Source organism: Pseudomonas taeanensis MS-3 (assembly GCF_000498575.2).
In the GTDB taxonomy this organism is placed as follows: Bacteria; Pseudomonadota; Gammaproteobacteria; order Pseudomonadales; family Pseudomonadaceae; genus Aquipseudomonas; species Aquipseudomonas taeanensis.
Genome location: NZ_AWSQ01000001.1, coordinates 1,634,067 through 1,647,428 on the forward strand (window position 1 = coordinate 1,634,067; position 13,362 = coordinate 1,647,428).

At 58.9% G+C, this 13,362-nt stretch carries 9 protein-coding genes and 2 pseudogenes; 7 read left to right on the forward strand and 4 right to left on the reverse strand.

Translation table 11 applies throughout. The features are described from left to right. The first annotated feature begins 267 nt into the window (after nt 1-267). Nucleotides 268-1,355 (forward strand): annotated as a pseudogene (locus tag TMS3_RS07160) (IS3 family transposase). A gap of 91 nt (nt 1,356-1,446) precedes the next feature. Here TMS3_RS07160 and TMS3_RS07165 read toward each other — a convergent pair. The 3 genes from TMS3_RS07165 to TMS3_RS07175 form a co-directional block, all read right to left on the reverse strand. Continuing rightward, nucleotides 1,447-2,211: a hypothetical protein gene (locus TMS3_RS07165; protein ID WP_025164577.1), complete on the reverse strand. Its 765-nt coding sequence runs from the start codon at nt 2,209-2,211 to the stop codon at nt 1,447-1,449. A gap of 97 nt (nt 2,212-2,308) precedes the next feature. Next, the gene (locus tag TMS3_RS07170) at nt 2,309-3,250 is read right to left on the reverse strand and encodes a VOC family protein (RefSeq protein WP_025164578.1); all 942 of its coding nucleotides are present in this window, start codon (nt 3,248-3,250) and stop codon (nt 2,309-2,311) included. A 22-nt stretch (nt 3,251-3,272) separates the two neighbouring features. Next, on the reverse strand, nt 3,273-4,430 hold the full coding sequence (locus TMS3_RS07175; protein WP_025164579.1) for an alpha/beta hydrolase family protein: 1,158 nt from the start codon (nt 4,428-4,430) through the stop codon (nt 3,273-3,275). Between the two features lie 1,454 nt (nt 4,431-5,884). Here TMS3_RS07175 and TMS3_RS25925 point away from each other — a divergent pair. Then, nucleotides 5,885-6,106: pseudogene (locus tag TMS3_RS25925) on the forward strand (HAMP domain-containing protein); the annotation flags it as partial. Between the two features lie 72 nt (nt 6,107-6,178). Next, the gene (locus TMS3_RS25930; protein ID WP_407691607.1) at nt 6,179-6,970 is read left to right on the forward strand and encodes a methyl-accepting chemotaxis protein; all 792 of its coding nucleotides are present in this window, start codon (nt 6,179-6,181) and stop codon (nt 6,968-6,970) included. 59 nt (nt 6,971-7,029) lie between these two features. On the opposite strand, the gene TMS3_RS07185 is transcribed toward TMS3_RS25930, so the two are convergent. Further along, entirely contained in the window at nt 7,030-7,971 is a 942-nt protein-coding gene (locus TMS3_RS07185; RefSeq protein ID WP_025164581.1) for a LysR family transcriptional regulator, read from the reverse strand. Nucleotides 7,972-8,228: 257 nt separating this feature from the next. Between TMS3_RS07185 and TMS3_RS07190 the strand changes: the two genes are divergently transcribed. From TMS3_RS07190 to TMS3_RS25315, 4 genes are all read left to right on the forward strand, one after another. After that, on the forward strand, nt 8,229-9,353 hold the full coding sequence (locus tag TMS3_RS07190; RefSeq protein ID WP_025164582.1) for an FAD-dependent oxidoreductase: 1,125 nt from the start codon (nt 8,229-8,231) through the stop codon (nt 9,351-9,353). A 120-nt stretch (nt 9,354-9,473) separates the two neighbouring features. Next, a complete protein-coding gene (locus TMS3_RS07195; RefSeq protein WP_025164583.1) occupies nt 9,474-11,117 on the forward strand; it encodes a DUF1302 domain-containing protein in 1,644 nt (547 codons plus the stop codon). Between the two features lie 10 nt (nt 11,118-11,127). Beyond that, nucleotides 11,128-12,510: a DUF1329 domain-containing protein gene (locus TMS3_RS07200; protein WP_029866180.1), complete on the forward strand. Its 1,383-nt coding sequence runs from the start codon at nt 11,128-11,130 to the stop codon at nt 12,508-12,510. A 260-nt stretch (nt 12,511-12,770) separates the two neighbouring features. Next, the gene (locus TMS3_RS25315; RefSeq protein WP_160321025.1) at nt 12,771-12,941 is read left to right on the forward strand and encodes a type 2 periplasmic-binding domain-containing protein; all 171 of its coding nucleotides are present in this window, start codon (nt 12,771-12,773) and stop codon (nt 12,939-12,941) included. The last annotated feature ends 421 nt before the right edge of the window (nt 12,942-13,362 follow it).

Here is a 13,362-nt window from a genome sequence, read left to right on the forward strand (position 1 = left end):
GTTTCGGCTGCCCGTCTCTTGAATCATCTCTCCTTTTGCGTATTTCGGCCCATCGTGACCGCTCATCTTTCACATCCTCGGGCCTGAAGTGTTGTCGCTCATGTCCTGTGCGCTGGTTGAGGGCGGTTTTGTTGGTTTATCGAATAACGAGGCCTGAAGCATGCCGTCGCACAACGCTGGCGGGAGGGTCGTGTCGGGGTAATCCCCCCTGAAATCAGTACTCGTCAGAAGTAGAATTTTCTCCTAATTGGATCAAGGAAATTTTGCGTGAAGACATCGCGTTTTTCGGACAGCCAGATCATCGCCATCCTCAAGCAGGCCGAGGCCGGCAGCCCAGTTCCTGAGCTGTGCCGCGAGCACGGCATCAGCTCAGCGACCTTCTACAAGTGGCGCGCCAAGTTCGGCGGCATGGACGCTTCATTGATGGCCCGGCTGCGTGAGCTGGAAGAGGAGAACCGCCGCCTCAAGAAGATGTATGCCGAGGAACGCCTGAAGGCCGAAATCATCCAGGAGGCCATGGCAAAAAAGTGGTGAAGCCATCTCGGCGGCGAGAGATGGCGCAGCATGCGGTGCGCTCGGGCCGGGTCAGCATCAAGCAGGCGTGCCTGGCCTTCGAGGTCAGCATCACCTGCTATCGCTACCAGCCTCGGTTGTCCTCGGAAAATACCGAGATCGCTGATCACCTGATCCGGCTTACACACAACCAATGCAACTGGGGTTTTGGCCTGTGCTTCCTGTATCTGCGCAACGTGAAAGGCTACCGCTGGAATCACAAGCGGATGTACCGGATTTATCGGGAATTGGAGCTGAACCTGCGGATCAAGCCACGCAAGCGCATCGTACGAGAGAAGCCCGAACCACTGGTGGTGCCGGAGGCGGTCAATCACTGCTGGTCGATGGATTTCATGCACGACCAACTGGCTGACGGTCGCAGCTTCCGCCTGTTCAACCTGATCGACGACTTCAACCGTGAAGCTCTGGCCATGGATATCGACTTGTCTCTGCCGGCGGAACGCGTCGTGCGCGCACTGGATCAGGTCATCGAGTGGCGCGGCAAGCCACAGGCCATTCGCAGCGACAACGGACCGGAGTACATCAGCAGCAAGCTCGTCCTCTGGGCAGAAAAGCACGGCATCCGCCTGGAGCATATCCAGCCTGGCAATCCGCAGCAGAATGCCTATGTCGAACGCTACAACTGCACCGTGCGCTACGACTGGCTGGGGCACTATCTATTCGAGTCCATCGCCGAGGTGCAGGAACATGCAACTCGCTGGGTGTAGACATACAATCACGAGCGACCAAACATGGCGCTAGGAGGCATCACCCCCAAACAGAAGTTGGCCCTAGCAGCCTGACCTCTACTTCTGGCAAGTACTAAAAATGGGGGGATTACCGGAGATGTCTACGACACTAGGGGCGATTCACCTGGTCTAATTTTACGGCCTGCTATGGCTCAGTGATCTCATTCTGCGCAAGGGACAGTGAATTCAACGTTCGAGTGATCTTGCCCAGATAGTAAGCGGCACTCTCCTGGACCAAGTCCTCTCCATGTTCTAGTAAGCTTCTTCGAACAAAGTAGTAGTTTCTGCGGCTCGTACTAATAACCTTGCTGTGATTCGGCCAAAGCTCCTCAGTCTTATCAAAGCCATCGATTATTTTTATGTCGAGTGCCTTGAAGGGATCACTGCTGTTGTCGCTCAAGAAGAACCGCAGTGCCCCGAATGTGCGGGTCTGATAGAGCAAATCCAATCGAGCAAGATTGAGGCTAAGCGCGTCAAGCGATTCTTGAGCGGGTGACAGTGGTACCGCCGCGTACAGTTGGGCTGCGCGGTTGTCTAGATCGGCGTGGGCCTGGAGAATCAGGTTTAGCCAGTGCGAATAGCGCGGCTCATCGCTAGACGGCAGCCGCTCAAGTTCGGCGAGAAGCGTTTCCATTATTTCTAACGGCGCTGCTAGTCGTGTATCTCGTACGGGGTCAACCAGTCCACGTAACTGCTTGAGGCTTTGCCGGTATTCCTCAGCATGGCGAGGATCCCGCCCGCCGTCACGACGATCCACATTGGGGTTGAAGTGCAGCATCGCGCTGTTGCAGACATCGAATGCCTTGCTGCGGATGGCCTGCAAATCCCGAGCGGATTCGCTAGCGCTGACAAACATGGGCCCGGCGAGCAGGGCTATCAAAAATACGCGGTTGAACACTCGATTGAGCATGTGACATCCTGTTTTCTTATTGTGGTCTGGCTTTGCGGTCATTGCTGGACCGTGATCCCCCAATGAAAAAGCCCCGGTTTCCCAGGGCTTCAATGGATCAGTGTGGAACATCCGGGCCTGGCCCGCCTGGTGACCACTTTGGGCGATGCTCGAAAAGGAAGTACTGCGACGTGTCAGCACTGATCGGCGCTTCGCGGGCCGCCCAGCTGTCGTCATGCAAGTCCATATCGGCGTCGTATTCGACGTGGCAACCCAGCGGGCTATTGAAGTACCAGAACCAGTTCGAACCGAACTGATGACGGCCCGGCCCCCAGAACGACTGGTATCCTTTCTCGACGAAGCGGTAGCCCGCCATCATCACTTCAGTTGGCCCGCCCATGTGGAACGTGAAGTGCTCGATACCCTTCATGAATGGCGGCGTCTCGATCATGAACAGTGTGTGGTGGTCCAGGGTGCCGGCCGGGCGTAGGAACGGCCCGACACCGACAAAACGGTCGGTGCAGACGAAGCCTAGACGCGCGTAAAAGGCTTCGGCCTTTGCGGCATCCGGTACAAAGTAGACGACGTGCGACAGGCTGCGCGGTAGCGCAGGCATGTCTTGGGTTGCGCCTAGTGCGTTTGCGGGGCGCTGCGGCTTGTCGCCGGGCGCGTTGACGCGCTCGGCGGGCAGGTCAATCGTGCGGCGTTGGCAGAGCTGGAAACCGAGCGCGAAGCCCATGTCGTCGACACAGCGCAATACACCGTCGGTGCCGCGGGTGATGCTGCGATCCTTCGACAGTTCCTGTTCGATGGCCTGCAGCGCCTGCTCGTCGGCAACGCCGTAGACGGTTTCGCGCAGCATAGTGGAGGTTTCCATCGCGGCCGGGAGGCTTGGGTCTGCACGGTGGCGGATGACCACGCCGGTGCCGTCGAGCGCCTCGAAGCGACCGCCCTTGTCGGTCAGATCAATGGGCTTGAGGCCATAGTCGGTCATGTACTGGCAGCAGGCTTCGACGTCGTCGACGCCGAAGACCAGGTAATCGGGTCCGATGATGTTCACGGGCAATTTCCTCTTGTTCTTGTTAGGCGACGTGGCCGCCAAGGGTTTCCGCGATCCAGTCGGCGATGAGGTGGCCGGCGTTGATCGGGTTGTCAAAGCTGGAGTGCTGCACGCCGCCTTCACGATCGGTGAAGATTTTCAGTTCACGCTTGGGGCTATTGACCAGTTGCTCGTAGGTGCGATGGGCCCACTTGAGCGGGATCTGTGAGTCCTTTTCGCCGTGGGTGACGAGGAACGGGACCTTGATGCGCTCGACGACGCCGTCGAGGTGGACGCTCTCGGCGATCTGCATGAATTCCTCGGTGTCTTTGCCGCCCCAAACCCAGCGCACGTGATCCCAGTAATGTGGCACCGGGAAGTCACCTTCCTTCTCCAGGCGACGCTTTTGCACGTCACGCCAATCGTGGTTGGCCCCCCAGATCACGCCGCAGGCGTAACGCGGCTCCATGGCCACTACGCGTGGGCAGTAGTAGCCGCCGAGTGATACACCTTCGCAGCCGATGCGCTTGGCATCGATGTCGGCACGGGCGGCGAGCCAGTCGAACACCACGCTGCCCCAATGCTCGGCGTCGTAGCGGGCCTTCATATCATGCAGGCGTAATGCTTCGCCGGTGCCGGGCTGGTCAATCAGTAGCGAGGCGACGCCGCGCTTGGCCAGCCAGAAGGGTAGGCCGACGCGGTATTTCATTTCCTTGGTCGAATCCAGTCCGTTGAGTTGCACCATCACCGGTTGCGGACCCTCAACACCCTCTGCGCGCACATACAGGGCGGAGATCACCTTACCTTCGTAGGGGATTTCGACACGCTCGCAGTTTTCTTTCGACAGTTGGATACCGCGCGCAAACACGTCAAGGAAGCGTTGGTAAAGCTCCAGTCGTCCTGGCGCGCCGTGCGCTTGCAGACGCTCGCAGGTCAGGTAGTAAGTGGCGGCACGGTTGTACTTCTCGCCGGCGGAAAGCAGGTGGCCCTTGGCTTCATCTTCCTGCGCCATGTCGAACAGTTTGTCGGCCATCTTGGACCAGGTCTCGCGGAAGGCGCGGGTACCGGATGCATCCGGCTGCTTGGCTGCGTCCTGTAGCGGTTCACACATCTCGACGATCTCACCCATTTTCGCGCCCATCTCGATGGCGAGGTCGACGGAGAGATTCCATACGTAGTTGGTGGGGAAATAACGGAACATCGGTTGTTTTCCTTTCTAGTTTCTAGTTGTTTTTCGGCTTGCCCGGTAGGTGGCGCTCTTGCAGGGGCGCGGTTTCAAACGCGAGGGCTAATGCCTCGGCTTTGTCTGGTACTGAGCATAAGGGTGAAGTTAGGCGGCCCTCATCTGAGGAGTGGCGTTCCAGGTCAATTCGTGCTTGGCGGGGCCGAGCAAGGCTGCCGCACATGGCAGGAAAATCGCACGCGTACCTGGTGGGCACAAATCGCTTGTAAGGATGGGAGGCATCGGTAAACGCGATACCTATTGAGTGATCGTTCGCCTAGCGCGGCTATTTCCTGGAGGGTTCGAGGAGGGTATTCAACCTATCCGCGTTTGCGATGGCTAGCATCGCCATTGGTGATTAGCCGAGCGGGGCGTGCACTGGGTAGGCTCCAGGCGCTTCGAAGAACAAGAAGAAGACCTCATATGCTCAGCTCGCCATGGCGCCCCACGGCACCAACTCTCAGGTGCAGCCTCGTCCCGCCGCAGGCATTGCGGCTTATGCTTCCTACGACCGATCAAGCCCTCATCCGCCACGACACCGCGGCGACCTGCACTTCTCTTTCGTTGCGCAAAAGGTGGTCCCTATGATGGCTCGTGTACTGGGCAACCTGTCTGTGGGCACCAAGTTGTCGCTCGGTTTCGGCTTGGTGCTGTTATCTACCCTAGGAGTTGCAGCGACGGCGTTTTATGCCTTCAATATGCTCGAAGCACGAGCCGAGAAGACGCGCGACGTGGCATCCGTCGAGTCGCTGATGCTGCAAGCGCGGGTAGCGGTAAAAGCGTTCGGCCTGGAGTTGGCTGAGGAGGAGGCCAGCAAGGTTGCGGGCCTCACCGGTGAGCTCGTCTCTTTGTTACAAAAACCTCCAGCAGATACCGGGCAGGGCGATTCCATAGAGGCGGCAAGCACTTATCTCGCCCAGTTCGAGCGGTACGCCCAAGCCCAGCGCGATGCCCGCGCGGCGCGCTTGCGCATGCAGCAGGCGGCCCAGGCGCTTGGCGAGCGATTCACCGTGGTGGTGTTGGATCAGCTCGACGCGGTCAACCTGCTCGCCGAGCAGGCGCAGCCGGCTGATTCGGTGCGCATGCTGCAGCTTGAACAAGCCTCAATGTTGCGTGACAAGCTGGCAAACCTGCGTGACAGCGAACTCTATTTTACCCTGGACGGCAGCACCCAGGTGCGCAACGACTGGGAGACGCGGATGATGGACCTGCGCTCGTACATGGAAAACTTAGCGCGGCGGCTCGAAGGTGTGGAGCAGGAATCGCTGACCCAGGCGAGTGCGGCGCTGGGCGAATACCGCTCCGCGTTCGAACGTTTTGCCGCAAGCCGTGCGCAAACCACCGATAGCCAGGCGGCGATGAATGTCGCAGCGGACAAAGTGACCGCTCTGCTTGGCGCGGCCCGCGCCGCGCAGGTGCTGGCCTCGCAGGCGATGAGTCAGCGGGTATCCCGGTTGCTTGGGGGGATTGTGCTACTGGCGCTCAGCTTCGGCATCGGCGCTAGCCTGTTGATTCGCCACTTGATTCTACAACCGCTGCGTCAGGCTGTTGATCTTACCCGGCGCGTGGCATCGGGCGATCTCAGCGCACAAATCGATGCGTCTGGACGGCGTGATGAGCTGGGTCAGTTGCTCACCAGCGTCGGGGTGATGCTCGACAGCCTGCGCGGGCTGGTCGGGCGGATCGGTCAGGGTGTTGGGCAGCTGAACCAAGCCGCCAACGGTCTGATGCAGGTGACCGAGCGTACTCGTCAGGGCGTTGAGTTGCAGCGTGAGGAGACTGAATTGGCGGCCACCGCTATGCAACAGATGGCCTCCACCGCGCAAGACGTCGCGCGCAACGCCAGCGAGACCCGCGACGCAGTCGAGCAGGCTGATAGTCAGGCGCGCAAGGGTGAAGAGTTGGTGCGTCAGGCGACGACCAAGATCGATCACCTGGCCCAGGAAATGAGCGGGTGTTCCGAGGCGATGGGCTCGCTGCTCAACGAAAGCACGGCTATCGGTAAGGTACTCGATGTGATCAATGCCCTGGCCGGGCAGACCAATCTGCTGGCCCTGAATGCTGCGATTGAAGCGGCACGTGCCGGCGAAAACGGTCGTGGTTTCGCTGTGGTGGCGGACGAGGTACGCAACCTGGCGCGGCGCACACAAGCCTCTACCGATGACATCGCCGCCATCATCCAGCAGCTGCGAACCGTAGCCGAGCAGGCGGCCAGTCGCCTGCAGGGGAGTCAGGCGCTGACCGGCGAAAGCGTGGTGCTTGCCGCACAGGCGTCACAAGCACTGCAGGAAATTGCCGCGGCGGTGTCGACAGTGGAGCAGATGAGTCAGCAGATTGCCGCAGCGGCCGAAGAGCAGAGTGCGGTGGCTGAACAGGTTGGCGAAAGTATGGAGCGGGTACGGGCGGTCGCGGAGCAGAGTACCGAGGCGAGCGGGTTGCTGGAGGCCTCGGTACGCGAGCTCGAACAGGTGGGCGGCGCGCTCAACTCGGCGGTTGGAGATTTTCGGACCACGGCCTGACGCTGGTTCGCAAGCGGGGGAGGGGCAGGTCGATCATGCGCGCTAGCCTCCAGCTGTTTTCAGGTAGGCATAGAAATTTCGTAGGGCTCGCAGGGCGGCATCGCCTGGGCGGTCTTGATGATCTGTTCGCGCACCCAGCGCAGCATTGGGTCGCGGTCCATGCTGCGATGCCACACCAGATGCTCCTGCATCAATGGCAGCGGAACAGGCGTCGGGATGATCCTCAGTGGGTAATGCTGCGCATATAGCTCGGCCAGCCGCCGGTGCATGGTGACGATGCGCTCGGTCCCGACCACCAGCTGTGGCAGAGTGTTGAAGTCGTGGGTAATGACTTCAAGCCGACGCGTGCATTTGTACTGGCTCATGAAAAAATCTTCGATGGTGATGCGCCTGCTGCGACCGAGGCCCACGGTGATGTGGCCCATCTCCAAGTATTGCTCAATCGAGATGCGTTCGCCCACGGTCTTATTGCCAGCCCAAACCACACATACGTGTTCCTCCTCAAACAGCAAATGCGAGGGATGGCTCTCGGTGAGGTAATGCTCGGGAATGATCAGCATTTCTACAGCGCCTCGCGTCAGTAAGTCGAAGGCTGTGTCGCCAAATGCCAGCATTTCGAAGGTGATATGCGGCGCCTGTTCGGCGATCTGCTGAAACGCCTTGGCGAGCATGACGCTGATGACATAGTCCGACGCGGCTATGCGGAAATGCCGCTTGCTCTCCGCCGGCTGATGGACCGGCCTGGCGGTAATTGAGGACTGTATAGTCATCAGTACTTCCCTAACGGGAAGCTCCAGCTCCCTGGCCAGTGGCGTGGGCATCATCTTGCGCCCGACCTGGACTAGCAGATCGTCATCGAAATAAGTCCGCAGCCTCGCCAGCACACCGCTCGTAGCCGATTGGGTCATGTGCAGGCGAGTCGCCGCGTGGGTGATGTTCTGTTCTTCCAGCAGCACATCAAGGGCGACCAGTAAATTAAGATCGAGATGGTGAAAGCGCATCGCGGTAAGCCTTTTAATATTTATTTTCGCGATACTTTCCATTCTGACTCACGATTAGTCAAATTCCTTCCCCCGCCCTAGTTTGTGTTTACAACGAACGTATGTAAGCAGCGACTTCTTGCACTGCGCAATACGGTCTCGTACGAACGTCCGTCGAATACAAACGTTGCGCAGTTACCGATTTCGGGTGTTGGCTGTTTGTGACGTTTGAGCCCGACGGCATCGCTCAGCAGATAACAAGAACAAGGGAAAGCATCATGCATGAAGTAAAGAAGGTTCTGATCGTCGGTGGCGGGATCGGTGGCCTATGCGCCGCCATTGCGTTGCGCCGCGAAGGGGTGCAGGTCGATCTGGTTGAGCTTAAGTCCGAGTGGACAGTCTACGGGGTCGGCATCATCCAGCAGAGCAACGTGGTCCGCGAAATGGCACGGCTCGGCGTGCTGGATACGTATCTGAAGGCCGGCTACGCCTTCGAGGATGTATGCATCTACAACCTGCAAGGCAACCAGCTCGCGCGTATCCCTGGCCAGCGTCTAGCCGGGCCTGATTATCCGGCCAACATGGGCGTCTCGCGTTTGGCGCTGCATCAGGTGCTCTCCGAGAGCGCGATGGACCTCGGTGCACACATCCGGCTGGGAACTACGGTCGAGCGTCTGGAACAGGACGCCGCGGGCGTAGACATCGAATTCACCGACGGCAGTAAAGGTCGTTACGACTTAGTGGTTGGTGCCGATGGCATCTATTCTAAGATCCGTCAGATGCTGTTCGGCGACCAATACACGCCGCGCTTCACCGGCCAGGCCGTGTGGCGCTACAACTTCCCGCGTCACCCCAGTATTGATCATCTGGCGAGCTACCAGGGCGTCGACGGCAACGCGGGGCTGGTCCCGCTCGGCGAGAACCTGATGTACATGTTTTCCACCTCGCACGAGCCGGATAACCCGTGGATGGATCCGAACAAGCTGGCCGAGCTGATGCGCGATCGCATCAAGAATATTGGCGGGCTAGTCGGCGAACTGCGCGATCAGATTACCGATAACAGCCAAGTTGTCTACAAACCCATGGAAGTGTTGTTCGTCAACGAACCCTGGTTCCATGGCCGAGTGATCCTGATCGGCGACGCCGCCCATGCCACGACTCCGCATCTGGGGCAGGGCGCTGGCATGGCCATTGAGGACGCCATCGTGCTGAGTGACGAGGTGCGTGGTGCGGACTCCATCGAAATCAAGCTTGGCCGCTTCATGCAGAGGCGTTTCGACCGCTGCAAGTACATCGCAGAGCAATCAGTCCTCGCCGGTGAGAAGGAGATGGCTCACGACCACGCCTTCGATCGGGTCGGGATGGTCAAAGAAATGCTCAAACTGACCGCTCAGCCGATCTGATCGCTAGCAGGCGCAGGACGTGTCTGCCAGCTAAGGAGCTACTCCTGCCTGGCGCTGCGAGCCAGCGAAGGCAGGGGGGTTACAAAAGGTTAATCAAAACAAAAACAAGAGGGTTCTGTCATGGTAAATCCAACGACTACCACACCAATACGTGCCGCGCGTAAACCGTTCGTGCTAAGCCTACTTGCCATCTCGATAGGCACCATCGCCCCGATGACCCAGGCGATGGAGCTCGATACCGGCAATCCAGATCTCAGTGTGCGCTGGGACAATACGGTGAAGTACAGCAATGCGTTCCGCGTCAGCGGCCAGGACGACGAGCTGATCAGCAGCATCAACCAGGACGATGGCAACCGTAACTTCGAGCGAGGTTTGGTATCGAACCGCCTCGACATCCTCTCCGAAGTGGAAGTGATGTACGGCAGCAACTTCGGGTTGCGTGTATCCGGCGCCGGCTGGTACGACAGCGTCTACAACAGTGGTACCGATCACGACAACCCGGCTAGCTGGAACTTCCCGAGCACCAAGGTCGGGGAGTTCCCAGGTGGGACGCGTGACCTGCATGGCCGCGATGCCGAGTTTCTCGACTATTTTTTGCTCGGTCGCTTTGATATCGGCGGGCGGAACCTGACTGCCCGCCTTGGGCAGCACGCCTTGATTTGGGGTGAGAGTCTGTTCTACGGAGCCAACGGCATAGCCGGTGGCATGCAGCCGGTGGATATCGTTAAGGCACAATCAGTGCCCAACACCCAGTTCCGTGAGTTAATCCGCCCGGTTGAGCAGATTTCGGCGCAGTTCGACCTCACCCCGGACATCACTCTAGCGGCTTACTACCAGTTTGAGTGGGAAGGGCACCGCCTGCCGGGTGCTGGCAGCTATTTCAGCGTTGGCGACATCGTGGGGGACGGTTCCGAAAACGTGTTGTTCGGACCGCAACCCTTCGCACCAAGCGCCCCGGTAATCTACAACAAACCCAAGGATTCCGGGCAAGGCGGTATCAGCATGCGTTTCCGTCTACCCAATGGTAATGCTGAATACGGTTTGTACGCTATCCAGTACCACGCCAAGACCGGGCTTGCGCAAACCCGTTTCACCCAGCCTGGTCCTCCCACCAGTTTCGAGTGGGCTTACGGCGAAAACATCAAGGCCTTCGGTGCCAGCGTGAGCAACACCTTCGGCCCGGTGAATTTGGGCCTGGAAGTATCTACGCGGCGCAACAGCCCGCTCGTGTCGAGTAACGTCTCTATCTCTCCCGGCCAGGTCGAGGATAACGATGACAACGCTGCCTTTGCTAAGGGCAACACTTTGCATGCACAGCTCTCGATGATCGCCACGCTGCCAACCAATCCGCTGTTCCGTGAGTCGAGCCTGATCGGTGAAGTGGCGTGGAACCGTGCGTTGAGCGTGACCGATAATCCTGAAAAGGTCGATCCCAACACGACCCGCGATGCCTGGGGCTTCCGCGCTGTGTTCACGCCGACCTATCGTCAGGTAGTGTCGCAGCTCGACCTGAGTGTACCGGTCGGCATCGGTTACAGCCCCAGGGGCGCCTCGCGCGCGGTCGGCGGTTTCGGCGTAGACCGTGGCGGCGACTTCAACATTGGGGTGCGCGGCAGTTATCTGCAGGATTGGAACTTCGGCGTGACCTACACCAATTTCTTCGGGGGTCGGGGTCACTTCCTCAACGCTGCCAACGAATATAGCTTTGATCAGGCGCTGGCCGACCGCGATTTCATCTCGGCCTACGTAAGCCGCACTTTCTAAGGAGAATCGAATGAAAACAATAAATATAGGTCTTCGTCTGAGCGCCCTCTGCGCCGCCATGTTGATAGCCGCGCCACTGGCCTACGCGGGGGTTAGTCCGCAAGAGGCCGAAAAGCTGAAGAGCAACGAACTGACGCCAATGGGCTCGGAGCGAGCAGGCAATGCGGATGGCAGCATCCCGGCCTGGGACGGTGGCCTGACCGGCGGCAGTTACGATGGCAAGGGCAAACGGAGTAACCCGTTCGCTGACGAAAAGCCGCTGTATTCGGTGACGGCCCAAAATATGGGCGAGTACGAGCAAGTACTCACCGCGGGCACCAAGGCGATGCTGCAGAAATTTCCTGACACCTATCGGATCGACGTGTATCCGAGCCACCGCACGTTCGCCGCGCCGCAGGCGTTCTACGACAACACCTTCGCCAATGCTACCCGCGCAACTGCTGCCGACAACCCCAGGCATTCGCCGTCAGGCGTCTTTGGCGGCGTGCCCTTCCCGATTCCAGCTGATGGCGCGCAGGTCATGTGGAATCACCTGCTGCATTGGCGCGGGTATGCCTATCAGCAGCCGATGACCAATGCGCTAATCAGTGCAGACGGTCGGAACGTGATCACTTCGGTTGGAACGTCGGAAATCCAGATGCCCTATTACGACCCGAAGGGAGACTTGGAGACCTTTCAGAGTAAGTTAAGCAGCGACTACTGGCTGTTCCGCATGGTCAATGATGGTCCGCCGATCCGTGCCAAGGAAGCCATCATTGGGCGGGAAAACATCCAACCTGACCAGTCGCGCACCTGGGTCTATTTAACCGGCCAGCGCCGGGTACGCATGCTGCCCACTGCCTGCTGTGACACGCCGACCCCCGCTGCCGCTGGTGTCGCTGGTTTCGATGACCTTCAGGTGTGGCTGGGCCGCCTTGATCGTTTCGACTGGAAACTGGTCGGCAAGAAGGAAATGTTGATTCCCTACAATGCCAACAAGAGCCAGTTGGCACCCAGTATCGACGAGTTGCTGATGGCGAATCATCTGAACCCGGACTACGTACGCTGGGAGCGGCATCGCGTTTACGTCGTTGAGGCGACCCTCCGCGAAGGCCAGCGCCATACGGCTTCCAAAGGTACCTACTACATCGACGAGGACAGCTGGCGCGCCGTGGCTGGCGAGCGCTACGACGCCAAGGGTAACCTGTGGAAGGTACTGTTCAACCTGCCGGTGACCGCGCCCGAGATGCCTGGCTTCGTGCAAGGTCCGCACGGCTTCTACGATCTGGTCGCCGGAACCTGGTACGCGAGTAACCTCGAGAACAACCATCAGGGCAACCTGGTTATCAAGGAAGGTGGCTGGCCGGATGCGCATTTCCTGCCGGCTTCGCTGACAGGGTCGAGCTTACGCTGATACGCAGGCGAATCCCCCGCGCACCAACCAAACCCCTGGCCTTATGGTCAGGGGTTTTTCATTTCGAGGTGGGCAATCGCTTCGGGCATCGCTATCCATCGCAGCTATACCGAGCATTTCCGCTAACCATTGGCCAAACGCACCGCTCGCTTCTTATGTTGTAGCTGCAAGCTTATGTACTGCGCGTCTGTAAGAGCGCTTTCGCATTGACAAATAAGGAAGCACGAGGAGCACGCTCGCTTGCCGCGCAGGCGCCGAACGTGAAGCTTCATCTGAACTCGCATCACAAGCAGCCACTGGAGAACCTGGTGCGTGGCGATGTCGATCTGGTCATCATTCCCGAGCAACATGTGTCTCCCGATAATCCCCGCGAGAAGCTTTATGAGGAGAGCTGCGACTGCTTGGTATGGGGCGGGAGCGAGAAAATCTGACATTCATAGTCTTTTGGCGAATACCTGAGGCCGAACATATTTCGGTGCAGTTCGGGCCTAATCTGAATATTACCTTCGACGGCTGGTTTCTCGAGAGGCTACGGGGTAGCCCGCCGAGTCGAACTCAGTGCCTCAAGCCTCATGGCGCCTCCGGTGCTGGTAGTCGGTACGCAGCGCAGCGCCAACGTCAATCGACGTCTTCGGCCATGGCGGCGCGTCTCTGCTGTTTCGCGTGTTAACACCGCTACTGGAAATCACCTCACTGAACCGAATGGTTCAGTGGCATAAGCATCACAGCAATCACGCCGGCCTCGCCCGGTTACGCGGCGTGGTGGTCGAATTAGCGTCGAAGCTGTAAGGAGTCAGCCTGCCATGCTCACAGCGAACTGATTTCTGCCACTGGCATTGTAAATGACGATAC

Coding starts and splice junctions, on each gene's coding strand:
- TMS3_RS07190 (WP_025164582.1), top strand. CDS start 8,229: ATGCATGAAGTAAAGAAGGTTCTGATCGTCGGTGGCGGGATCGGTGGC.
- TMS3_RS07165 (WP_025164577.1), bottom strand. CDS start 2,211: ATGCTCAATCGAGTGTTCAACCGCGTATTTTTGATAGCCCTGCTCGCC.
- TMS3_RS25930 (WP_407691607.1), top strand. CDS start 6,179: ATGCAGGTGACCGAGCGTACTCGTCAGGGCGTTGAGTTGCAGCGTGAG.
- TMS3_RS07195 (WP_025164583.1), top strand. CDS start 9,474: ATGGTAAATCCAACGACTACCACACCAATACGTGCCGCGCGTAAACCG.
- TMS3_RS07200 (WP_029866180.1), top strand. CDS start 11,128: ATGAAAACAATAAATATAGGTCTTCGTCTGAGCGCCCTCTGCGCCGCC.
- TMS3_RS07175 (WP_025164579.1), bottom strand. CDS start 4,430: ATGTTCCGTTATTTCCCCACCAACTACGTATGGAATCTCTCCGTCGAC.
- TMS3_RS07185 (WP_025164581.1), bottom strand. CDS start 7,971: ATGCGCTTTCACCATCTCGATCTTAATTTACTGGTCGCCCTTGATGTG.